19 protein-coding genes are annotated in these 21515 nt (G+C 43.3%); 10 read left to right on the top strand and 9 right to left on the bottom strand.

Going from position 1 to position 21515, the window contains the following annotated elements; translation table 11 throughout:
* Nucleotides 1-35: 35 nt before the first annotated feature.
* Together aroA and R8O11_RS06360 are read right to left on the bottom strand one after the other, a co-directional pair.
* A complete protein-coding gene (gene aroA / locus R8O11_RS06365; protein WP_017634728.1) occupies nt 36-1316 on the bottom strand; it encodes a 3-phosphoshikimate 1-carboxyvinyltransferase in 1281 nt (426 codons plus the stop codon).
* A gap of 290 nt (nt 1317-1606) precedes the next feature.
* Nucleotides 1607-2083 carry a glycine zipper 2TM domain-containing protein gene (locus R8O11_RS06360; RefSeq protein WP_005378348.1) on the bottom strand — a complete coding sequence of 159 codons (477 nt, stop codon included), beginning with the start codon at nt 2081-2083 and terminating at the stop codon, nt 1607-1609.
* A gap of 39 nt (nt 2084-2122) precedes the next feature.
* Here R8O11_RS06360 and aat point away from each other — a divergent pair, with 39 nt between their 5' ends.
* The 3 genes from aat to infA all read left to right on the top strand — a co-directional run bounded on the left by aat (nt 2123) and on the right by infA (nt 3828).
* Nucleotides 2123-2830 (top strand): leucyl/phenylalanyl-tRNA--protein transferase, encoded by a 708-nt coding sequence (gene aat / locus R8O11_RS06355; protein ID WP_005387881.1) that lies wholly within the window; start codon nt 2123-2125, stop codon nt 2828-2830.
* Nucleotides 2827-3528: an arginyltransferase gene (locus R8O11_RS06350; protein WP_005378346.1), complete on the top strand. Its 702-nt coding sequence runs from the start codon at nt 2827-2829 to the stop codon at nt 3526-3528. The genes aat and R8O11_RS06350 overlap by 4 nt, the downstream gene beginning before the upstream one ends.
* A gap of 81 nt (nt 3529-3609) precedes the next feature.
* On the top strand, nt 3610-3828 hold the full coding sequence (gene infA / locus R8O11_RS06345; protein WP_001040192.1) for a translation initiation factor IF-1: 219 nt from the start codon (nt 3610-3612) through the stop codon (nt 3826-3828).
* Between the two features lie 133 nt (nt 3829-3961).
* Here the strand turns inward: infA and clpA are convergent, their stop codons facing one another.
* Together clpA and clpS are read right to left on the bottom strand one after the other, a co-directional pair.
* Nucleotides 3962-6229, bottom strand: a complete 2268-nt coding sequence (clpA, locus tag R8O11_RS06340; RefSeq protein WP_005387879.1) for an ATP-dependent Clp protease ATP-binding subunit ClpA — start codon at nt 6227-6229, stop codon at nt 3962-3964.
* Nucleotides 6230-6279: 50 nt separating this feature from the next.
* Nucleotides 6280-6600 carry an ATP-dependent Clp protease adapter ClpS gene (gene clpS, locus R8O11_RS06335; RefSeq protein ID WP_005378419.1) on the bottom strand — a complete coding sequence of 107 codons (321 nt, stop codon included), beginning with the start codon at nt 6598-6600 and terminating at the stop codon, nt 6280-6282.
* A gap of 704 nt (nt 6601-7304) precedes the next feature.
* Between clpS and cspD the strand changes: the two genes are divergently transcribed.
* On the top strand, nt 7305-7523 hold the full coding sequence (gene cspD, locus R8O11_RS06330; RefSeq protein ID WP_005378407.1) for a cold shock domain-containing protein CspD: 219 nt from the start codon (nt 7305-7307) through the stop codon (nt 7521-7523).
* Between the two features lie 185 nt (nt 7524-7708).
* On the opposite strand, the gene R8O11_RS06325 is transcribed toward cspD, so the two are convergent.
* Nucleotides 7709-9934 (bottom strand): NADP-dependent isocitrate dehydrogenase, encoded by a 2226-nt coding sequence (locus R8O11_RS06325; RefSeq protein WP_005378404.1) that lies wholly within the window; start codon nt 9932-9934, stop codon nt 7709-7711.
* Nucleotides 9935-10245: 311 nt separating this feature from the next.
* On the opposite strand from R8O11_RS06325, the gene R8O11_RS06320 reads away from it, so the two are divergent.
* On the top strand, nt 10246-10947 hold the full coding sequence (locus R8O11_RS06320; RefSeq protein WP_005387874.1) for a pseudouridine synthase: 702 nt from the start codon (nt 10246-10248) through the stop codon (nt 10945-10947).
* 85 nt (nt 10948-11032) lie between these two features.
* Here R8O11_RS06320 and R8O11_RS06315 read toward each other — a convergent pair whose 3' ends face one another.
* On the bottom strand, nt 11033-11710 hold the full coding sequence (locus R8O11_RS06315; protein ID WP_154204716.1) for a DUF2057 family protein: 678 nt from the start codon (nt 11708-11710) through the stop codon (nt 11033-11035).
* Nucleotides 11711-11786: 76 nt separating this feature from the next.
* A complete protein-coding gene (locus R8O11_RS06310; RefSeq protein ID WP_005378424.1) occupies nt 11787-12866 on the bottom strand; it encodes a porin in 1080 nt (359 codons plus the stop codon).
* 515 nt (nt 12867-13381) lie between these two features.
* On the opposite strand from R8O11_RS06310, the gene dinG reads away from it, so the two are divergent.
* From dinG to xthA, 5 genes are all read left to right on the top strand, one after another.
* Nucleotides 13382-15457, top strand: a complete 2076-nt coding sequence (gene dinG / locus R8O11_RS06305) for an ATP-dependent DNA helicase DinG (RefSeq protein ID WP_017634733.1) — start codon at nt 13382-13384, stop codon at nt 15455-15457.
* A gap of 14 nt (nt 15458-15471) precedes the next feature.
* Nucleotides 15472-16257 carry a sulfite exporter TauE/SafE family protein gene (locus tag R8O11_RS06300; RefSeq protein WP_115385848.1) on the top strand — a complete coding sequence of 262 codons (786 nt, stop codon included), beginning with the start codon at nt 15472-15474 and terminating at the stop codon, nt 16255-16257.
* A complete protein-coding gene (locus tag R8O11_RS06295) occupies nt 16254-16799 on the top strand; it encodes a primosomal replication protein (RefSeq protein ID WP_017820026.1) in 546 nt (181 codons plus the stop codon). The genes R8O11_RS06300 and R8O11_RS06295 overlap by 4 nt, the downstream gene beginning before the upstream one ends.
* Complete coding sequence (gene rsmS, locus R8O11_RS06290) at nt 16799-16963, top strand: pleiotropic regulatory protein RsmS (protein ID WP_005378432.1); 165 nt, start codon at nt 16799-16801, stop codon at nt 16961-16963. The genes R8O11_RS06295 and rsmS overlap by 1 nt, the downstream gene beginning before the upstream one ends.
* Nucleotides 16964-17058: 95 nt before the next feature.
* Entirely contained in the window at nt 17059-17865 is an 807-nt protein-coding gene (gene xthA, locus R8O11_RS06285) for an exodeoxyribonuclease III (RefSeq protein ID WP_005378433.1), read from the top strand.
* 93 nt (nt 17866-17958) lie between these two features.
* Here xthA and R8O11_RS06280 read toward each other — a convergent pair whose 3' ends face one another.
* On the bottom strand, nt 17959-20682 hold the full coding sequence (locus tag R8O11_RS06280) for an ImpA family metalloprotease (protein ID WP_318194001.1): 2724 nt from the start codon (nt 20680-20682) through the stop codon (nt 17959-17961).
* Nucleotides 20683-20836: 154 nt separating this feature from the next.
* Complete coding sequence (locus tag R8O11_RS06275) at nt 20837-21514, bottom strand: ABC transporter permease (protein ID WP_005378435.1); 678 nt, start codon at nt 21512-21514, stop codon at nt 20837-20839.
* Nucleotide 21515 lies beyond the last annotated feature (1 nt).

Here is a 21515-nt window from a genome sequence, read left to right as displayed (position 1 = left end):
ATTCACTCTGGCTTTCCGGTTTCAGGTCAGAATATTTAGCAGCTTAAAGCCTTAAGTTTGTCGAAGTAGTCAGGGAACGTTTTCGACGTACACTTTGGATCGTTAATCGTCACAGGCGTATCACTAAGTGCCACCAGCGAAAAACACATCGCCATTCGATGATCATCGTAAGTATCAATCGCAGCATGCTTTAACTGAGAGACAGGTTTGACGATGATGTAGTCTTCCCCTTCTTCCACTTCCGCACCAACTTTACGTAACTCAGTCGCCATAGCTGACAAACGGTCTGTTTCTTTTACACGCCAGTTATAAACGTTACGAATAGCGGTAGTGCCTTCGGCAAATAGCGCTGTTGTCGCGATGGTCATTGCAGCATCAGGGATATGGTTGTAATCCATATCAATGCCTTTTAATTGACCAACACGTGAAATTACGTAGTCATCACCCCATTCAATTTCTGCACCCATTTTTTCAAGCGCATCAGCAAATTGAATATCACCTTGAATGCTGTTTTTACCGATACCCGTGACTTTAACTTCTCCGCCTTTGATGGCTGCCGCCGCCAAGAAGTAAGAAGCAGAAGACGCGTCACCTTCAACCAAGAAATCGCCTGGAGCGATGTATTGCTGACCGGCTGGGATCACAAACTCTTGATAGTCGTTGTTGATCACATCGACTCCAAACTGCTTCATGATATGCAGGGTGATATCGATATAAGGCTTAGAAACCAAATCGCCTTCGATGTTGATGCGAATTTCACCTTCAGCCAATGGCGCAGACATTAAGAAAGCGGTCAAGAACTGACTTGAAATGGACCCATCGATAGAAACTGTACCTGCTTTTAGGCCAGTACCAATTATTTTGAGAGGCGGAAAGTTCTCGTTTTCCATGTACTCAACGTTCGCACCAGCATCTTTCAGTGCCGTGACAAGGTGACCAATTGGACGCTCTTTCATACGAGGTTCGCCCGTCAGTACATACTCCCCTTCTCCAAGACAAAGAGCCGCAGCTAATGGTCGCATCGCAGTGCCAGCATTGCCGAGAAATAACTCTACCGGCTCTGAGACAGAAAACGGACGCCCAAGGCCGTCAACGAGACATTCTGTTTTATCTTCGGAAAGTTGGTATTGAACGCCTAGTTTAGTCAGCGCATTCAGCATATGACGAATATCATCACTGTCGAGGAGATTAGTAAGGCGAGTTCTGCCTTTAGCAAGAGCAGCAAGTAAAAGAGCTCGATTAGAAACACTTTTAGAGCCAGGAAGGTTCACTTCCCCTTGAATTTTATTGATAGGTTGTAACGTTAGGCTTTCCATTAAAAGTTGATAATCCTTTGTGCCCTCAACATACGATTTTTTATGAGGGCTAAACAATTCTTCGTGAATTCAGACTACCCAAAAAAACACGACAAAACCAGAGTAAATCGGCGCTAATTTATGAATATCCTCAAGCAGCCTAAAGATACAGAATTAAAGGCATTGCCAGCGATGTAAATCAGAGCGAAAGAAGCACGGCGAAACAGCAAACTATTTCGACTTTATTTGACGATAAGCCAGCCCGACTGTACATGCCTGATTAGGCTTCGTTAGACTAAAACAACCTAGGGTTAATAAGTGATATCAACCCTGACTCCATCATCAAAATATAAAATACGAACTTCATCCCCTCGACTAAATAACATATTTTTATCAACATCTTGGATGACATTAATTAGCTTATCACCCTTCACTTTGATGAGTAGCTCAACTAACTTATATTCAACCGTGTATTGGTAATTACTTTGGTTTTGAGCAACTGCGGCACCTGCAAGCGCACCCACTGCCGTCGCGACTTCTCTTCCCGTACCGCCACCAAATTGATTACCGACTAAACCACCGATAGTGGCACCAAGTAGTGTCTTCCAACCGTTACTTTTCGATTGAACAACCTCTTGTTGAGTAATATAACGGACAGAGTCAATCTTCCCGTAAACTACTTCATTAACTGGCTTGGCAACATTTCTTTCATAGGCTGCGTTGGCGACAAGTGGTAAAAACAGTATGATCCCAAGCCATACTTTTACGATATTTCTTAACCAGGTCATCATAAACTCCTCTGACTCCAATGTTGGTAACGACTTCTTATGGCTATTTATTTAACTGAACTCGATGAAACGTTCAACTTTCCCTCACCCTATAAAGCACTCAGCGACCCCAATGGTTTGCTGGCTTTTGGTGGTGACTTAAACCCCATGAGAATCCTCAATGGTTACTATCAAGGCATTTTCCCTTGGTATGGTCCTGGTGAACCTATTTTATGGTGGAGCCCTTCTCCGCGCGCTGTGTTTGACCCATTGCAGTTTAAGCCATCTAAAAGTCTCAAAAAATTTCAGCGTAAACATAACTATAAAGTAACACTCAATTTCGCGACAGAAGAAGTGATTAGACTATGTTCTTCAACACGCCCTGCAGAGGAAACATGGCTCAACGAGGAAATGCAAGCTTCCTACATTGAGTTAGCCAAACTTGGTCACTGTCACTCTGTAGAAGTATGGCATGACAACAACCTGATTGGCGGACTATATGGCATCTGCGTGGGCCAACTTTTTTGCGGGGAGTCGATGTTTAGCCTAAAAGATAACGCATCCAAAATTGCATTGTGGTACTTATGCAACCATTTGGCGTCAAAGCAAGGTCAATTAATCGATTGCCAAGTTATGAATTCTCACTTGGCATCACTTGGCGCATTTGAACTTGAGCGTGACGAATTTATGCAAAAACTACTATCTTTAAGAGAAAAGCAAACACTATTTGATGCCTATCAGCCCCAAGTTTTGCAGGATTCAGTATGAGTACGGATATACAACATATTCGAATAGGGTTGACGAATAATCACCCTTGTAGTTATTTGCCTGAACGGCAAGAGCGGGTTGCGGTGGCGCTTGATGAAAGGCTGCATACTGAAGAAAATTACCAGTTGCTCATGGCTAACGGTTTTCGTCGTAGCGGAGATACCATATATAAACCGCATTGCGAGCATTGCACCGCTTGCCAGCCAATTCGAGTCTCGATTCCAGACGTTAGATTATCAAAAAGTCAGAAGAGGCTGCTTAATAAAGCACAGTCTTTACGCTGGGAAATGAAACCTGAAATGGATGAGGAATGGTTTGAGCTTTACAGTCGGTACATCTGCAAACGGCATAAAAACGGCACTATGTACCCACCAAAGCGTGATGAGTTTGCTCGATTTGCTCAAACTAGCTGGCTGACAACGTCGTTTTTACACATTTACGATGAATCAGATCAATTGCTCGCCATTGCGGTGACAGATTTGATGCCACAATGCTCGAGTGCTTTTTATACTTTCTTTGACCCTGACTACGAGTTATCTCTTGGGACATTAGCGGTGCTTTATCAAATTAAATACTGCCAAGAAAACAAACAACAGTGGCTATATTTGGGATATCAGATTGATGAGTGCCCAGCAATGAGCTACAAAACACGCTTTCAACGCCACCAAAGGCTAGTAAATCAGCGTTGGCGAGGGTAGAATACGCCTCAACTTTACATAATTACTATTTAGCGGCAGAATATAGCCCGCTAATATTGCCTAATTTCTAAAGAGGATTAAATGGCTAAAGAAGACGTAATCGAGATGCAAGGCACAGTCCTTGACACTCTACCAAACACTATGTTCCGTGTTGAACTTGAAAACGGTCACGTTGTGACTGCTCACATCTCTGGCAAGATGCGTAAGAACTACATCCGTATCCTAACGGGTGACAAAGTAACTGTAGAGATGACTCCATACGACCTGTCAAAAGGCCGCATCGTCTTCCGCGCTCGTTAATCTCTGATTTTCGGATGCAATAAAAAACGGAGCAAGCTGCTCCGTTTTTTATTGCATAATTTTTTCCGATTTAGTTCAGATAAAAAAGCGCACGATCTTCTCGTGCGCTTTTGCGTTTGTTACCGACTAACGATTAATGCATCGCTGTCTCTTTCTCACTTAAGTATTCAAACTCAAGCGTATCGTTGACCAGCGTTACTTTCACTGTACCGCCGTCAACTAAAGATCCAAACAACAGTTCGTTAGCCAAAGGCTTCTTAAGCTGTTCTTGGATAACACGCCCCATTGGGCGAGCCCCCATAGCTTTGTCATAACCTTTATGTGCTAACCAATGGCGAGCGTCTTGCGATACTTCCATTGAAACGCCTCTCGCATCAAGTTGCACTTGCAGTTCAACAATGAACTTATCAACCACTTGATGGATAACGCTTTCATCAAGGCTGTTAAACCAGATGATGTTATCAAGACGGTTACGGAACTCAGGAGTAAACACCTTCTTAATTTCCGCCATTGCATCATGACTGTTGTCTTGTTGAATCAAACCAATTGATTTCTTCTCGGTTTCCGCCACTCCTGCGTTAGTTGTCATAACAAGAATGACATTACGGAAGTCTGCTTTGCGACCATTGTTGTCCGTTAGCGTACCGTTATCCATGACTTGCAACAGCAGGTTAAAGATATCAGGGTGCGCTTTTTCAATCTCATCAAGTAATACGACTGAATGTGGGTGCTTAATAACAGCATCAGTTAGCAAACCACCTTGGTCATAACCGACATAACCAGGAGGCGCACCAATTAAGCGACTTACGGAGTGACGCTCACCATACTCAGACATATCAAAACGAAGTAGCTCGATACCTAGAAGCTTAGATAACTGCACCGTCACCTCTGTTTTACCAACCCCTGTTGGGCCTGCAAACAAAAATGAACCAACAGGTTTGTTGTCTACACCTAAACCTGCACGTGTCAGCTTGATCGCCTCGGATAATGCATCAATCGCATTATCTTGACCAAATACCAACATCTTCATTTTGCTATCTAAGTTTTTCAAAATGTCTTTATCTGAAGAAGAAACCGACTTCTCTGGAATTCGCGCCATTTTGGCAACCATTGATTCGATATCAGCCACTCCGACCGTTTTTTTACGACGGCTTGCAGGAGCAAGACGACTACGAGCACCAGCTTCATCAATGACATCAATGGCCTTATCTGGTAGATGGCGTTCATTAATGTATTTAGCCGACAGTTCTACCGCGGCACGCAGTGCTTTATTGGTATAACGTACTTCATGGTGAGCTTCGTACTTCGGCTTCAAGCCCATCAAGATTTTAGTTGTGTCATCTAATGAAGGTTCTACAACGTCTATCTTTTGGAAACGGCGAGACAACGCACGCTCTTTCTCGAAAATGTTGCTGTATTCTTGGTATGTCGTCGAACCAATACAACGCAACTTACCACTACTTAAAAGAGGCTTAATAAGATTTGCTGCATCGACTTGACCACCAGATGCCGCGCCTGCACCGATGATGGTATGTATTTCATCGATGAACAAAATGGCATCTTCTTCTTTTTCAAGTTGTTTCAAAATCGCCTTGAAGCGCTTTTCAAAATCACCGCGATATTTGGTACCAGCGAGCAAAGAACCAATATCTAGTGAATAAATCACGCTGTTTTGAATAACCTCAGGGACCTGCCCTTCGACAATTCTCCATGCAAGACCTTCCGCTATGGCTGTTTTACCAACCCCTGCCTCACCCACTAGTAGTGGATTATTCTTGCGGCGTCGACAAAGTACCTGAATAGTGCGCTCTAACTCTTTATCACGTCCAATGAGTGGGTCGATGTTTCCATCTTTAGCGACTTGATTAAGATTCGTCGCAAAGCTTTCTAGGCGTTCTTCAGAATTAGGCTCTTCAACACTTTCTGAGCTAAACGAGTCTGATGATGAATCCTCACCTGCACCTGATGCTTTAGTAATACCGTGGGAGATGAAGTTAACAATATCTAATCGGGAGATGTCATTTTTCTTCAGTAGGTAAGCGGCATGCGACTCTTGCTCACTGAAGATAGCAACAAGCACGTTGGCGCCTGTTACTTCATTACGACCAGACGACTGTACATGAAAGACGGCGCGTTGTAGTACACGTTGAAAACTCAAAGTCGGCTGCGTTTCACGCGTCTCATCACTATCTGGGATAAGAGGCGTAGTTTGATCGATGAAAATATCGAGTTCGTTGCGTAAAGCGTCAAGATCCGCCTTACAAGCTAGAAGGGCTTCCTTAGCTGCATCATTTTCCAACAATGCAAGTAGGAGGTGTTCGACAGTCATAAACTCGTGGCGTTTATCTCGCGCCCGAGCAAATGCACCGTTAAGGCTTGACTCTAGTTCTTTATTTAGCATAAGTACCTCCCGAAAAAACAACTGGGGTTGTTCGAGCAAGTCTTCTTTGTTTACGCTTGCTCCATAGTGCAAAGTAGCGGATGTTCATTTTCCCTTGCGTACATCGTAACTTGCGCTACTTTTGTCTCGGCAATTTCTGCGCTGTATGTGCCGCAGATTGCCTTTCCTTCATAGTGGACCTGAAGCATGATTTGAGTTGCTTTATCAATATCATGTGAGAAAAATCGCTCAAGCACCTCTATGACGAAATCCATAGGTGTATAGTCATCATTATTGAGTACGACATTGTACAGCTTAGGTGGCTGGACTTTCGTACTTTCTCGCTCCAGAAGATCAGAGTCCGGAGTGACCCATTCAAAATTTTTACTCATGGCAATCTAAAGATATCGTATCAAAGGGTTGATGTTTTCGACCTATAAAAACAATCTACCACAAGCATGCAGCGCGGTGTAGTGAGTTATGGCACCGAATTCGATCTTTGATCGATAAAAGTTGCTACCTAATATAGAGACTAATGCACGTCTTGATACGGCGCAAATAAAAGATGCTTGTCGATAAGTTACACATTTTTTCTTATAAAAGAACTTTCTATTTATTGCTCTCGGACTATTGCAAACCACCCCATCATCTTCTATCTGGATCACACTTCCTCATTGAGAATACGGTAATTATCACGAAAACTTCATTTTTTATTCAGTCAGAGGATTCTTCTCCCATAAGCAACACGGACAGTATGGCTTTTTCAGTATGAGCCACTTCATAGGCAAATTGACTAAACTTCTGCGTATATACGAAAAACTGTTTGCAAATTTGTTAATCTCAAAAGTGATTTGTTTTCAATTATGTTTCTGTTTGTTGCTCACTGCTATTGACTGTCGAAATTCATTGACTACAGTGGAAAGTGTTGATGCATAAATCATCATTTTGAAACCTCTCTTCTTTAAGTGGTTTGATGAATGTGACTTATCATTGATTTGACGTTTGTTGGCATTCGCTGACAATGGTAGTACCAAGTTAAAGGTATAACTTGGTTGCAGTAACAACATCAGTAAAAAATGCATGAGGGATGTAAAGCATGGCTACAGGTACAGTAAAGTGGTTTAACAATGCCAAAGGATTTGGGTTTATTTGTTCAGATGAAGAAGAGGGAGATATCTTTGCCCACTACTCAACTATCCAGATGGACGGTTATCGTACACTGAAAGCAGGCCAACAAGTCTCTTACGAGATTGAAAAAGGTCCCAAAGGCTGTCACGCGAGTAGCGTCGTGCCTCTTGAAGGCCAAGCCAAATAATTAGAGCGCTGTCGAAATATAAAAATATTGCTCTCGAAACGCCATGTTGATGTTTTGAAGAGAAAAATAAACCCGCCAAGATAGCGGGTTTCTTACTATTTAGAGCACGTGTTACAAAAGGGACACTTACAACGCACTTACAGGATAGGAAACACGCCGAAAACGACGTGTTTTTTAACACTAACTTACTTGTTAATGATTGCGTTAAAGGTTTCGCTTGGACGCATCAATTTAGAAACCAATGCATCGTCTAGTAAGTAGTAACCTCCTAGCTCACCTTTCACGCCTTGCGCATTATTTAGCTCAGCAACGATCGTTTCTTCCTGCTCTGACAGCGCTTTTGCAATTGGTGCAAATTCAGCAGCAAGATCCGCATCATCCGTTTGCTCTGAAAGCGCTTTCGCCCAGTAAAGTGCAAGATAGAAGTGGCTTCCACGGTTATCTAGCTCACCCACTTTACGTGACGGAGATTTGTTGGTGTCTAAAAACTCACCGGTCGCTTTATCTAGTGTATCTGCGAGAACCTGAGCCTTAGGATTGTTTGTCGCTACACTTAAATGCTCTAACGAAGCTGCAAGCGCTAGGAACTCGCCCAAAGAATCCCAACGAAGGTGATTCTCTTTTTCTACTTGTTGAACGTGCTTAGGAGCAGAACCACCAGCGCCTGTTTCAAATAGACCACCACCATTCATCAATGGAACAATAGATAGCATCTTAGCAGACGTACCTAACTCTAGAATTGGGAACAAGTCTGTTAGGTAGTCACGAAGAACATTACCTGTAACAGAGATAGTATCTAGGCCCGCTTTCATACGCTCTAGTGAGTACTTACAAGCTTCAACAGGAGATAGGATCTTAATCTCTAGACCGTCAGTATCGTGATCTGGTAGGTAGGCGTTTACTTTCTTGATAAGCTCAGCATCGTGCGCGCGGTTTTCATCTAGCCAGAATACAGCTGGAACACCTGTTGCACGTGCGCGAGTCACTGCTAGTTTAACCCAATCTTGGATTGGTGCGTCTTTAACCTGACACATACGGAAGATATCACCTTCTTCAACCGCTTGCTCTAACAGTACGTTACCTGAAGCATCAACAACGCGAACAGTACCCGCAGCGTCTAGAATGAATGTCTTGTCGTGAGAACCATACTCTTCAGCTTTCTGAGCCATTAGACCAACGTTAGGTACGCTACCCATAGTGGTTGGATCAAATGCGCCGTGCTCTTTACAGAAATCAATAACCGCTTGGTAAATACCTGCGTAGCTACGATCTGGAATCATCGCTTTGGTGTCTTTTTGTTTACCATCTGGTCCCCACATTTGACCCGAAGAGCGAAGCATTGCTGGCATAGAAGCATCTACAATAATGTCACTTGGTACATGTAAGTTTGTGATACCACGATCAGAGTCAACCATCGCAAGTTCTGGTTGAGTTTGGTAAACCGCTTGAATGGCCGCTTCAATTTCTGCTTTTTGCGCTTCAGGTAGAGACTCAATTTTTGAGTAAACATCACCGATGCCATTGTTTACATCAACGCCTAGCTCTTCAAACAGCTTACCGTACTTATCGAAAACGTCTTTGTAGTAAACTTTTACGGCATGGCCGAAAATGACAGGGTCAGAAACTTTCATCATCGTCGCTTTCATATGAAGAGACAGCAGCACGTCTTGTGCTTTCGCTTCAGCAATCTCTTTCTCGAAAAATTCAACCAACGCCTTCTTCTTCATTACTGAAGTATCAATGACTTCTTTATCTAGTAATGGGAACGCAGACTTAAGCTCTTTAACTGTACCATCATTACCGACAAACTCGATTTTGACCTCTGTTGCACCAGAGATAGTTGTAGACTTTTCGCTACCAAAGAAGTCATTGTCTGACATGCTCGCAACATGGGACTTAGATTCTGCTGACCATGCACCCATTGAGTGTGGGTTTTTCTTCGCGTAGTTCTTAACCGAAGTCGGAGCACGACGGTCTGAGTTACCTTCACGAAGTACTGGGTTAACCGCACTACCTTTGATTTTGTCGTAAGCCGCTTTAATCGCTTTCTCTTCGTACGTGCTCGGCTCTTCTGGGTAGTTTGGTAAATCGTAACCTTTCGCCTGAAGCTCTTTAATCGCCGCTTTAAGCTGAGGAACTGAAGCTGAAATGTTAGGTAGCTTGATGATATTTGCTTCTGGAGTTTGAGCTAGTTCACCAAGCTCAGTCAACGCATCGCCAATGCGCTGTTCTTCTTTTAGATGCTCTGGGAAGTTAGCGATAATTCGACCTGCTAGTGAAATATCACGAGTATCTACATTGATGCCAGACGATGCTGTGAATGATTGAATGATTGGTAGTAATGAATAAGTTGCTAGCGCCGGCGCTTCATCAGTGATGGTGTAGATAATTGTAGGTTTTTCTGTAGGCATGAAATTTCCCTATTTTTTAATCAACTTGTTGGCTGATCAACTCAGCGTCTGAGTTGGTTTAATTGACGCATTGCTGCGCGTTAGCAGTACATGTCTCCTCACTAACGCCACATGCGGTTCGCACTCTTTGTTGTAGTTTGAAGCTCTAAGCTCTGAATCCATGAGTGCACTGATATAATTAAACAAATAACACGAATTAGTCTATCATTCTGTGCGCGTTTGTTAGTTTTAGGCGCGCAAATCATATCCGATCATGAGAAAACTTAAAACTTTCAAACACAGTTCATTTACATTTTTGCAGGGTAGTTAACATGTCATCTCGTACAGGTCAGGAAAAAGGTCGCAGTCGTAACCAGTCTAAAACGGGCCATTTTAAACACTCAGGAGCTCGCAATGGCTCGAAGACTCGTACTCAGCAAGACCGCCGCCCTAATCGCCCAACAAAAAGCCAAAAGCCAAAAGTGGCCCCTAAAGATCGTAAAGTCATTATTTTCAATAAGCCTTACGATACGCTCAGTCAATTTACCGATGGCGATGGTCGCAAAACGTTAGCGGACTATATCCCAATCAAAAATGTCTATGCGGCTGGCCGATTGGACCGAGACAGCGAAGGTTTGATGGTACTCACTAACGATGGCATCTTGCAGGCGAAGTTAACGCAGCCAAAGTCAAAATCGCCGAAGACTTATTGGGTTCAAGTCGATGGCGCTCCTCAGGAGCAAGATCTTGAAAAATTGAGGAAGGGAGTAGAGCTAAAAGATGGTATGACTCTACCAGCCGAAGTTGAAGTTATTCCAGAACCACAAGTCTGGGACAGAACTCCTCCGGTTCGTTTTCGCGCAAATATCCCTACCACTTGGTTAGCCATTACCATTATCGAAGGAAGAAATCGTCAGGTGCGTCGCATGACTGCGCACATTGGCTTCCCTACTTTGCGCCTCATTCGTCATTCGATGGGTGATATCGTCCTTAACGACCTAATGCCTGGTGAATGGAGAGAAATCTCTCTCTAATAAGCAGAAAAGATAAAAGCAGGCTTAAAGCCTGCTTTTTAGATTCGTACTTTTTCAGTTAAGCCCTATCTAATGAACTAAGGGATTACTGCTCAGCAAGCCAGTTTTTAAATGCCTCTTTTTCCGCCTGAGACGCTTTCTGGTACATCGTCTTTAATACATCAACCATTGGGCTGTCGTTCGATGCGGCTGTTGAACGGGAATCACTAGTCTCAACTCGAGGCTCGATATCACTTACTGATTGTTGATGCTGATTCACAGTTACATAACTAACGGCAACACTCGCGATACCGCCAGCAATATTGTAGTTGCGAGATTCTTGAGGGTAATTACGACCAATTTGAACACCATCTGACTCTAATACATCTTCGACCAAAGCAATAGGTTGGCCTTTGGTATCCAGTAATTGCCAATCTAGAGGCGAGATGTTGTTTTGCGCTTGGCGAAGAGTTTTAAACTCTGGCAGTTCAAATGTTAGCTTTTCGTTTTCAGCATCAAATTTAGCAACGATTACATCACTGTAAACCGTCTTAAGGTTTTCGTTAATTTCGAATGTAGGTTGATATTTGAAGACAATTTGATTCGTTCCGTCAGGTAGTTCGATTGTCTTCTCACTAGAAAAAAGACCACCTTCTAGATCTGGCTTCTCCATGTTGACGGCCAATAACTTCACGTCTTCTGGAACCACTAAAGTCGTTGCAGCGTAGAGGTTTGTACTGGCAAAAATAGACAGTGCCATTGCCACTTTTAATGATAACTGCATAGAATTTTTCATCCTTATCTTCATAGTAAAAGACCCAGCATATAGCTGGGTCTTACAATATCAAACTGGGTATTGATTACCAGTAGAAACGAGCACCAACACCGAAGTTAGTTGCGTCGTCTGTGTCTTTGTTATCGAAGTCAGTACCTTCGAAAGTGTAACCCGCTTCTGCGAATACACGTGCCCATTTAGAGAACTTGTATTCAACACCAGCGTAGAACCAAGAAGAGTCTGCGTCTACTTTACCTGCTTCGTCAGTAGACTGAGCTAGGTACTCGTAACCAGAGTATAGAGTTGTTTTAGGAGCAACAGCGAACATACCAGCTACAACGATGTAGTGTGAATCAACTGTTGATTTACCTAGCTTATCTTCGTTTTCGTTGTAGTAGTACGTAGCACCTAGAGTGTGCTCGTTTAGTGCGTACTCAGCAGTTACTTCAAAAGATAGGTTTTCGTTATCAGTACGCTCTGTGTGAGAAACTGTTTGCTCTACACCATTAAGAACTAGTTTTTTCTCTTTAGTTACGTTGATGTCGTTGTTCGCAGTAAGTACACCAGCGTGTAGAGATAGGTCGTTGAAAGATTTACCAACGAATACTTCTAGTACTTCTTCGTTAGAATCTTTTTCGCCTAGCGCGTAACCAGCTTTTAGCCAGAATGCGTCATTTTCGTAAGCGTATTTGATTTGAGAATCGTTGTTCCAAGCGTGACCGTATGCAGTTTCCGCTGCGTTACCACCGAAGAAGTAAGAGTAATCTGCGAAGTATACGTCATCAGCCCAAGTACCTTCTTTACCGAAGCGAAGAGTACCCATATCACCCATATCAAAACCGATGATGTGGCGACGTACGTATACAGAGTCATCTGTACGCTCGCTTGAATCAGCACCTGCGTCGTAGTTGTCACCTAGAGCAACACCGATTTCAACTTCACCCAGAACTTTTAGGCTTTCGTCAACAACGTAAACCGCGTTCACACCAGTACGAGAAGAGCTAGTGTTTAGCTCTGCTGTGTGATCAGTTTTTTCTGTGAATAGAAGAGTTGGACGTAGCTGACCGTAGAAATCTACAGAACCTTCTTCAGATTTGAATACTTCAGCTGCGTTCACTGAAGTTGCAGACGCAACTACAGCTAGTGCTAATAGAGTTTTTTTCATAATTAATCCACTGCCTTTTCTTAGTTCGGGATATCCTTGTCCGGTTCCCTTTTTTTATATGTTTGAGGTAGAGCGTTAACAAAACGTTATACAGCACCTCCTCAAAATCTGGAGCTAAGAGTGCAAAAGATTATTCTGGCTGTCAAATTTTCTAAATACCAATGTAAAAAAAACAAAATACCATTACAAAACAACAACTTGATGAGTTTACCTTTATTTATTCGACGAACATCTAACCAATCTCCATTATTATTTGTAATTTACAAAATTATTAACAAATGGTTTTTTAATCCAACAGGTAAATTTTAAAAAAACAAAAAAAGAATAAAAACCTACAAATCAGACCAAGTTGGAGTTTTATATTTTTCATATAATGAAATTAATTTCATTAAGATAAGGTTCAATATTTTTTTGTGAAGGAGATCTACATTCCTTATAAAAGCATTCCGTTTTGTGAACTACTGTACAACTAGTGATGTGTGCTACTATTCGCCTCCAACGCATTTGAGGCCCGTATGCTGACCAGTAACATTCAAAAATCGATTCGTAATAGCTATCAAAACCTTCAAGATCAACTTGATAACTTTGTGCCTAGAAGAGCACAAAACTACCTTGTTGCAGAGATTGCAAAAACGCTGTGCGGTCAGTATCACAAATCTAACCGAATACTCGTTGCAGAAGCAGGGACTGGAATTGGTAAATCGCTCTCTTATCTAATGGCGACCATTCCCGTGGCTGTACATAACAATAGGAAAGTGGTTATCTCAACGGCGACCGTCGCTCTGCAAGAGCAGCTCATAAATAAAGACCTCCCTCTTTTTCGTCGGATTACCGACCGAGAGTTTTCTTTTATTTTGGCAAAAGGCCGTCAACGCTATTGTTGTGCAGAAAAGCTCGCCACTGCTAGCGGTGCTGATGGTGGCCAGTTAGCCATGTTTGAAACCAAACCTAAGCAAAAAGATATAGAGCTGTTAGAAACAATGCATCGCTCTCTTGCGCAAGGTAAATGGGACGGTGACCGTGATTCTTGGCCTAAACCCATCGACGATAAGCTTTGGCAACTGATTGTCAGTGATAAACACAGTTGCAATAACAGTTTACCAGGCCACCGCGGCTGCCCATTCCAAAAAGCGCGCTCAGAGTTGGATAAAAACGATGTCATCATTGCTAACCACTCTCTCGTCATGGCAGACGCAGATTTAGGTGGCGGCGTGATTTTACCTGAGCCAGAAAATACAATATACGTCTTCGACGAGGCACATCACTTACCTCACGTCGCTCGTGACCATGCTTCAGCATCTGCGAGTTTAAAAGGCGCGGCAGCATGGCTTGAGAAGTTAAATCAGTCGATTAGTAAGTTTTCATCACTCGCAGACGAGAAACGCGTAGCTCGATTTCGCAACGACCTTCAAGACGCGGTTCAGAACTTAATACCGGCACTGACTCAATTGCCCAAACAGTTCGACCCAGCTCAATTTGAAGAGGGTATCTATCGCTTCGAACACGGTGAACTACCTGAGTGGCTAGAGAACCAATCCAAAGAACTAAAACAGTTCAGTAAAAAAGCAAATCAGAGTGTGGCAAAAATTGCCGACCTTATTGCGGAAAGAGTAAAAGACGGGGAGCTTGCGACAAGGTTGGCTGAACCAGCGCTTGCAGAGCTCGGTTTCTACATTCAAAGGTTAGAAAACCTAGCGCAAGTATGGCATTTAATGGCTGAACCAACTCGTGAAAAAGGTGCGCCTTTAGCTCGCTGGTTAGAAACCCACCCCGATCGCGAGGGTGATTTCATTGTGAGTGTTTCGCCACTTGAAATTGGATGGCAACTCGACCAACAGATTTGGAGCAGATGTATTGGCGCCATTTTGGTTTCCGCAACGATGCGTGCATTAAACTCTTTCCATTACTTTTGCCATCAGGTTGGTATTGATGGAAAACCAGAATCAGGCACTCAGTTTTTAGCGCTTGCGTCACCATTCGATTACCAAAACCAGGCAGAATTACTCATCCCTGCGATGAAATATGAACCACCAGCGCCTCAATTTACTGAATATCTTATTGAGATCTTGCCTAAGTACTTGGAAGACAAGAAAGCCAACTTAGTATTATTCTCATCCTATTGGCAGATGAACCAAGTCGCGAAGGCACTCTCTTCGGAGTTCATAAAAAAAGGCTGGGCGTTGCAAGTTCAAGGTGAAAGCTCACGTCAAGAAATTCTAAAAAAACATAAAAAGTTAATAGAATCAAATAAAACCAGCGTCTTATTTGGTACTGGCAGTTTCTCTGAGGGGCTAGACTTACCTGGCGAATTACTTGAAAACTTGGTGATTACAAAAATTCCATTTGGCGTTCCAACCTCCCCTGTTGAGCAGGCTCATTCCGAATACATTGAGAAAAAAGGAGGAAACCCGTTTATGCAAATAACTGTACCAGACGCAAGCAAAAAGCTGATCCAGAGCGTAGGTCGCTTACTGCGTAAAGAGAGAGATTCTGGTAGAGTAACGATTCTTGATCGACGCCTAGTCACTAAGCGATACGGACAAGCCTTAATCGACTCACTACCTCCATTTAAACGTAAAATAGAATATTAGAAGAATCACCATTTATGGAAATGATTGAGCCAACCATGCTGTTGGTGTTGGCGCTTGTCGCTTTTGTCGCAGGATTTATTGATGCAGTTGCCGGTGGTGGTGGCATGCTTACCGTACCTGCTCTACTTTCGCTAGGCTTGCCGCCTCATATTGCACTAGGCACCAATAAACTTGCCGCTACCTTTGCTTCTTCTACTGCAGCATTTACGTACTACAAAAAACGTCTATTCAAACCTCAATGCTGGAGGCGTGCATTCGTGGCAACACTCGTCGGAGCGACATTAGGTACGCTATTTGTAGATGCGATTAGTACGGATTGGCTGGAAAAAGGATTGCCGCTTGTTATTTTGGCGGCAGCGTTGTATACCGTTTTTCATAAAACACCCCACTCTGCTCATCAAAGTCCAATACCCGAGCCTTGCCCAAAACTTCATAAAAAACAGTACATGCAAGGCTTATCCATAGGATTCTACGACGGACTCGCAGGGCCTGGAACTGGGGCTTTTTGGACAGTAAGTTCAATGGCGCTGTACCGGCTGAATATCTTGCTCGCCTCTGGCTTAGCAAAAGCAATGAACTTTACCAGTAACTTTACCTCTTTGATCACTTTTGCATTCCTCGGACATATCAACTGGGTGCTAGGCTTAACAATGGGAGTATGTTTAATGGCTGGTGCTTTTGTTGGCGCGCACTCCGCTATTAGATTTGGTTCTAAATTCATTCGTCCTGTATTTGTTACTGCCGTCAGCATACTAGCCATTAAATTGGCTTATGACGCATGGTTTGTAGGTTTGTCATGAACATTTCTCAACTCCAGGAAAATCTAGAACAAATGGCGAAGCAAGCCGCTGTTCTTGACCGTCAAAGAGGCGAACATCATGTTCCGCTTTTTGATGAGCGTTTATTTGGTTGCCGCTCTCGCTTACTTACTCCTTGCGTAAAAGAAGCAAAAGCCACGCTGGGTGCGATTGTGCGTGAGCAAAATGAAGGTAAGCTCACCGCTTTGCGTGCTGAGTACCTCACTGAACGGTTAGTGGCGCAAATCGGTGCGATTCAACGCGAGATTTCTACCACTAAAATTCGTAAGAATGAAATCAAACATAGCAGCCATTTCCGTAAGCCTATCAACGTGCTTTATCAGGAGCTCGCTCAACATCAAGAGTGGGCAAGACGCTTGCGCGAGATGGTGTTAGAAAAAGAACGTGCTGTCGAAAGCGCTCCTAGTTTTATGCGTGCCGACGCTCAAAAAGTATTACTAGCAACCGAGCAACGTTTAGCGCGTTGTGAAACAGCACTTCTTAAGCTAGAGAACCAAATTACACATAGGGAAAAACATCAATAATGGCTGATCAACCAACCTCGCCTTTAGATGACGCACCTGAAGAGATCAAACTGGCTGTCGATTTAATCTATTTGCTTGAGAGCAATGAGATAGATCCAGAAGTTGCGCTTAACGCTTTAAAGATCGTGCAAAACGACTTAGAAAACAAATTAAAAGCAAAGTAGCTCAGAGCGTTTCACTCCTTTCACCGAGACTCGTTTTCAGTGCTCTTACACAATGATACTATTCATAAAAAGTACGCCCCCAAAAAGGATAAATAATGAAAGTAATCAGCTTTAACATCAATGGACTACGTGCGCGACTGCACCAACTCCAAGCGCTAATCGACAAACACCAACCTGATGTGATTGGTCTTCAGGAAATTAAAGTTCACGATGAAGCATTCCCGATTGAAGCTGTCGAAGCCATGGGCTACAAAGTGTATTTTCATGGTCAAAAAGCACATTACGGCGTAGCAATGCTTTGTAAGCAAGAGCCTCTACACGTACAAAAAGGGTTCCCGACGGATAACGAGGAACATCAAAAGCGCATGATCATGGCAACGTTTTTAAATGAAAACGGCGAAAAGGTCACTGTACTAAACGGCTATTTCCCTCAAGGGGATAACATCAGCCACGAAACCAAATTCCCATACAAGCGCCAATTCTATAAAGATCTGATGACCTACCTAAACGATCATCACAATAACGACGAGCAATTGATTGTTATGGGTGACATCAACATCAGCCCTATTGATGCAGATATCGGTATCGGCGAGCCAAACCGTAAACGTTGGCTAAAAACAGGTAAATGTTCATTCCAACCTGAAGAACGCGAATGGTTGAAAACCTTACTAGACTGGGGCTTTGTGGACACCTTCCGTAAGCTATACCCAGAGGTGAACGATCAATTTTCGTGGTTTGACTACCGTTCTCGCGGTTTTGATGATAACCGTGGCCTACGAATTGATGTCATTTTGGCAACCCCTTCTCTAGCGGAAAAGTGTATTGAATCTGGTATCGACTATGAGCTTCGTGGTATCGAGAAGCCTTCAGATCACGCACCAATCTGGTCAACATTTAAGTAATATATTGCAAAGCTATAAGCGAGACTCAACGCTAAGCTTAATCCAATAAAAAGGGAGACTCAGTCTCCCTTTTTCATACAAATTACCATTTAATCACTGATTCAGCGGCCAAACCGTTTGACCATCAACAGTTATCGGTGTTTGTGCAAATTCGTTCAGACAGTAGCCTGTATTACTACTTGCAAAGTAAGTGAGCGGCATCGGCGGTAGATTCAGCGCCACAACCTGCTGTTTCGCTTTTTCTGTGAGCGAGAACCCCCACATATCGAGATAGTTAGTCATATCTCGCTGAGAGATGTAGCTCAGAGCAATAAGCAACCAGTCGTTGTTCGAGATGCTATTTGCTTCTTCCCGAGAGTAGTTGGCGAAACCAATACTCAATCGTCTCTCATCCCAAAGCGCATCGTCCGATTTTAAGCGGTTAAACTCACGTTCAATCAGGTGCAAGCGCGCCAATAAATGCCAACCATTTTTAAGCACACCTTCATGCTGCGCCGCCATCATCATTTGAATGTAAACACGAGCGCCCCAACTCCAACTGGTTTGATTTTGCGCAGCCATGTATGCGTTTGGATCCGCTTGAGTTCGGCTAGCTTGCAATAATTCAAACTGGCCTTTGAAATCCAAGCTTTGGCAAGTTGAAACTTTTCCCGTATTCTGGAAGAAACGAGACTTACTGTAATACGAGTAGTAATTGGTCGTTGAATGCCCTTCCCAGCCTGAAAATCGGAATCGACCTTTTTCTAAACCATGACCAAGCTCATGTAAATCACCGTGACCGAGTGGGCTGAATGACCAGTAAGCATCGTAAGGGTTACCCGAACAACCATAACCACACGTCGCTTGGTCAGCGTTCATGTGCTTCACTATATCAATATTGGCGATTTCCCAACCTTGGTTTTGGGCGTATTGAATAATTTCAGGCACTTCATCTATGCCCGGCCCTTGGAAACCTGCCAGCACATGCGGGTAGTTGTGAACATATTCTTCTGTTGCAAGCGCCATTTCCGAAGGGGTAGACCACATTTCATCGTTGACCGACTCCAACATTTTGTCGCGCTTTGAGTGTACTTCAAACCCAGGAGTGATCAGCTCAGCCCAATCGAATAAATTGGCTTCTAACTGTTGAATAAAAGCGTCGTTGTCCTTCTCACTTCTCCAAACTGGATGCTGTGCCACATGATTAAATTTCAGTTCAACCGGAACATCATTTTTGTCAAAGTGAACCTGTACTGGACCACCATAAGGAGAAGTCAGCGTGATGGTTTCACCCGGCTTCACTTCATAGCCGAATGAAGTCAGCAGTTTTGGTCGCGTGTATCCATCTTTGCTGAACTCATGAGTTGCACCACTTCTTAAAGTGTTGATGACAATCTTAGTCGCCACATCATTGCTGTCATTACGTTTAACCGTAAAGGTTTCCCCAGGAAGTGCATACACACCAGCCGAACGGAAGTTACGCTTTGATTCCATATTAATCGTTGCACTGATTCTCTTTATGTCAGGGCTAAACTCACTACGGCTGAAGTTCCCCATATTTGGTTGTTTTGGGTTTACGCTTCGGCTGTTGTATTGCACGTAATCGGCAAAGTACGACTTTAGGAATTCGGTCATTTGGGTTGATTGTTTGTCCATCGGGAAGACAACCGTTTGACGATAATGATCAGCCAGCAATACCATGAGTTTTTCGTATTGGTAGCCGTTTTGATTAAACAAATCTACTTTTTGTTCATCAAGCTTTTGCAACCAATGGCGAATGCTGTTTGCCCCTGCATAAAATTGACTGTCCATATTCGCAGTGTCAGGACAGGATTTGTCATCACACTTTGACAAGTCAACGTTGAAATTTTGAGATTCAAAACGAGACAACAACGCTTGTTGTGTAATAACAGAATCCGGCACAACGTTCATCAACGATGAAGGTTCCCAGTCGACCAAGCCTAACTTACGCCAATAGTTATCTCCCACATAATCAACATGGAATTTTTCCAAAATGTCTTGGCCAAGATCAGTTAGTCCTCCATCCCAATGCAGGTATAGAACAGGAATTTGGGCTTGCTCAGCGTATTCCAAAGCTTCGAGTACTGGTTTGTTGGTATCTCCAGATTGCAGATGCTGTGACAAGATCAATAAGTTTGGAGTATTGGTTTGCAAGCAGCTAAGTAGCTTCGAACCATCGCATAGGTTGGCCTCGTTAAACGCCAGCTCTTGTGAAACATTGTCTTTCAGCCAATTCCGAGTCGCATGCTCATCCGGAAAGTAATAAGACTGATCCATTTGCGCGATGACGACGTTTGAAGTAACTCCGCCCGACAACCAAGTGACCAGGTTACTTAACCATTGCGTCATCGCCGCGTTGGAAGAGTCGGGAAAACGTTGTGCCGTTCTAAATGGGTTACTACCTAATAGTGCGTAACGTTGACCATTAGACTTTTCCCCGGCAACGCCAATTGACAGCGCTTGATCTTTGTAACCGCTTGCCATGGCCTTATTGGTCATCAAGATGGTGTCGTTGAAGCCATACTGAGGTGCCAAGATCGCGGCATCATGGGTTGGATCCCAATAAAGACCTGAAAGGTTTTTCGCAATTGCAGATTTGATCGTATTCGACTGCATCTTGTGGTCTTCTACAACCTGACGACTTTCTCGAATGAAATCGCTCGGGTCAGAAACGAGCAGTGCATTACCAGTTTCAAGAGCTTGTTGAACTGGAGCTGGCGTTGGTTTTACTTGAGCATTAGGTTGTGATTCTCCCTCTCCCCCACCACATCCTGTGGCTAAGGCGGCAATGCCCAACGATAGAATTGTTTTTTTCATTTTTACTTACTAAACAATGAGTTTATCGAATGTTAATGTAAGTTAATGAATAATAAGAAAGAGTCTTTTACATCGGCTGGAAAAATAGGAATGAAGATAACAAAATTATCAAAAGCAATAGCACCCACTCCGGTGCTATTGCCTCTATTGATAATTAGCTTAAAGGACGTAGATAAGCTAAGAAACGCTTCTCTGCCACTTTGAAACACCACAAAATCATAAACGTCAGTGCCATGTAGAACAGCCCCGCCGTCAGGAAAGACTCAAATGGTGCATAGTAGCGCGAGTTAACTAGACGCGCAGCACCAGTTAAATCCATGATGGTAACAATGCCCGCGACTGCACTTCCGTGCAGCATAAATATGACCTCGTTGGAATAAGCTGGTAATGCTCGACGCAATGCACTCGGCAAGATAATACGTCTGTATGTCATAAACTTACTCATGCCATAGGCTTTCGCAGCTTCCACCTCACCTTTCGGCAAACCATTAATCGCACCACGAATAATTTCTGCGGTGTAAGCCGATGTATTCAGAATAAAAGCGACCAAAGCACAGAACCAAGCGTTCTCCCACAAGGTATCTTTCACAGGGAAAAACTGATCCATGCCGTAGTAAATCAAATACAGCTGAACCAATAGCGGCGTTCCACGGAAAAAGTAAATGAATCCCCAAGAAGGTAAGCTTAGAGCGTAATTGGTACTATTGCGTGCCACGGCTAATGGGATAGAGACACACAAGCCAATAACCAACGCTAATCCCACTAACCAAACTGTTGTCCAAAGTCCCTGAAGATAAGTTGGAAAGCTTTCAATAATCAAAGAAAAGTCCATA

It is taken from the genome of Vibrio sp. 1288 (genome assembly GCF_033344475.1).
The sequence above is the reverse complement of the archived record's forward strand: the minus strand, read 5'-3'. Positions and strand labels throughout refer to the sequence as shown.

Excerpts from the sequence above, each read along its gene's own strand:
- aroA (WP_017634728.1), bottom strand. The coding sequence starts at position 1,316 with ATGGAAAGCCTAACGTTACAACCTATCAATAAAATTCAAGGGGAAGTG.
- R8O11_RS06360 (WP_005378348.1), bottom strand. The coding sequence starts at position 2,083 with ATGACCTGGTTAAGAAATATCGTAAAAGTATGGCTTGGGATCATACTG.
- aat (WP_005387881.1), top strand. The coding sequence starts at position 2,123 with ATGGCTATTTATTTAACTGAACTCGATGAAACGTTCAACTTTCCCTCA.
- R8O11_RS06350 (WP_005378346.1), top strand. The coding sequence starts at position 2,827 with ATGAGTACGGATATACAACATATTCGAATAGGGTTGACGAATAATCAC.
- infA (WP_001040192.1), top strand. The coding sequence starts at position 3,610 with ATGGCTAAAGAAGACGTAATCGAGATGCAAGGCACAGTCCTTGACACT.
- clpA (WP_005387879.1), bottom strand. The coding sequence starts at position 6,229 with ATGCTAAATAAAGAACTAGAGTCAAGCCTTAACGGTGCATTTGCTCGG.
- clpS (WP_005378419.1), bottom strand. The coding sequence starts at position 6,600 with ATGAGTAAAAATTTTGAATGGGTCACTCCGGACTCTGATCTTCTGGAG.
- cspD (WP_005378407.1), top strand. The coding sequence starts at position 7,305 with ATGGCTACAGGTACAGTAAAGTGGTTTAACAATGCCAAAGGATTTGGG.
- R8O11_RS06325 (WP_005378404.1), bottom strand. The coding sequence starts at position 9,934 with ATGCCTACAGAAAAACCTACAATTATCTACACCATCACTGATGAAGCG.
- R8O11_RS06320 (WP_005387874.1), top strand. The coding sequence starts at position 10,246 with ATGTCATCTCGTACAGGTCAGGAAAAAGGTCGCAGTCGTAACCAGTCT.
- R8O11_RS06315 (WP_154204716.1), bottom strand. The coding sequence starts at position 11,710 with ATGCAGTTATCATTAAAAGTGGCAATGGCACTGTCTATTTTTGCCAGT.
- R8O11_RS06310 (WP_005378424.1), bottom strand. The coding sequence starts at position 12,866 with ATGAAAAAAACTCTATTAGCACTAGCTGTAGTTGCGTCTGCAACTTCA.
- dinG (WP_017634733.1), top strand. The coding sequence starts at position 13,382 with ATGCTGACCAGTAACATTCAAAAATCGATTCGTAATAGCTATCAAAAC.
- R8O11_RS06300 (WP_115385848.1), top strand. The coding sequence starts at position 15,472 with ATGGAAATGATTGAGCCAACCATGCTGTTGGTGTTGGCGCTTGTCGCT.
- R8O11_RS06295 (WP_017820026.1), top strand. The coding sequence starts at position 16,254 with ATGAACATTTCTCAACTCCAGGAAAATCTAGAACAAATGGCGAAGCAA.
- rsmS (WP_005378432.1), top strand. The coding sequence starts at position 16,799 with ATGGCTGATCAACCAACCTCGCCTTTAGATGACGCACCTGAAGAGATC.
- xthA (WP_005378433.1), top strand. The coding sequence starts at position 17,059 with ATGAAAGTAATCAGCTTTAACATCAATGGACTACGTGCGCGACTGCAC.
- R8O11_RS06280 (WP_318194001.1), bottom strand. The coding sequence starts at position 20,682 with ATGAAAAAAACAATTCTATCGTTGGGCATTGCCGCCTTAGCCACAGGA.
- R8O11_RS06275 (WP_005378435.1), bottom strand. The coding sequence starts at position 21,514 with ATGGACTTTTCTTTGATTATTGAAAGCTTTCCAACTTATCTTCAGGGA.